Annotated in this window: 1 protein-coding gene; it reads left to right on the top strand. The window is 62.8% G+C overall.

Annotated features, from left to right (window positions below; all coding sequences use genetic code 11):
* Positions 1–758: hypothetical protein (locus H6B10_RS14795; protein WP_204652287.1), on the top strand; the 758-nt coding region annotated here is incomplete at both ends.

The following is a 758-nucleotide window of genomic DNA, read 5'->3' as shown; positions in this document are numbered from 1 at the left end:
CGCTGCTGCACGCGGGCGGTCTGGCGGTGGTGGCCGTGGCTGCCTTCCTCAGCTGGAGCCGCTACACCGCCGCTGTCACCCCCACGGTGGATACGGCGGCCAGCGTAGGCAGCGAGGGACTGAGTTACGGTGCGGTGCTGGCCGGTGGTATAAAACAACTGCTGGGCATTGGCCGTGACGATAAGTTTGCCCAGATCATGGCCGCTATGGGGGATGCCTTTTTCACCCGGCGGGTCTGCCTGCTGGGTGGCGGCGTAATGGCTGTGCTTGCCATCACCATGGTGGCGGCTGCGGCCTGGCTGGCAGCCGAAAAAGGCGCGCCCCGCCGCGGCATTCTGGTGCTGCACCTGGGCTTTGCCTTTTGCTTTGCGGCGCTGTATGCGTTCCATCTGATTTTGTATTACTACAATTTTTCCGATGTGGAAGGGCTGGCCCTCAAAGACTATGACCGGTATCTGACCCCCTATTATCAGGCTTGGATGCTGGCCATGCTCTGCCAGTTGGCCCGTGCGGCCCGCGGCAGACTGGGGCGTGCTGCCTTGGGAGGCGCCGTGGCGGTGGTTGTGACGGTGTTCTGCTGGCGGGGCGTTCCTGCGGCGGGATTCTGGACCGCAGCCGACAGCCTGTATACCCTGCGTGCCGATGTGCAGCAGCGGGCAGAAGTGATGAACACTGTGCTGGATTGGGATGACCGTGTGCTGGTGCTCAGCCAGGGCGATGACGCTACCCGCTGGTACTATTATCGGTACGAACTTACC

It is taken from the genome of Gemmiger formicilis, assembly GCF_016901605.1.
Taxonomy (GTDB): Bacteria; Bacillota; Clostridia; order Oscillospirales; family Ruminococcaceae; genus Gemmiger; species Gemmiger formicilis_B.
This window is presented reverse-complemented; position numbering and strand designations above follow the sequence as displayed.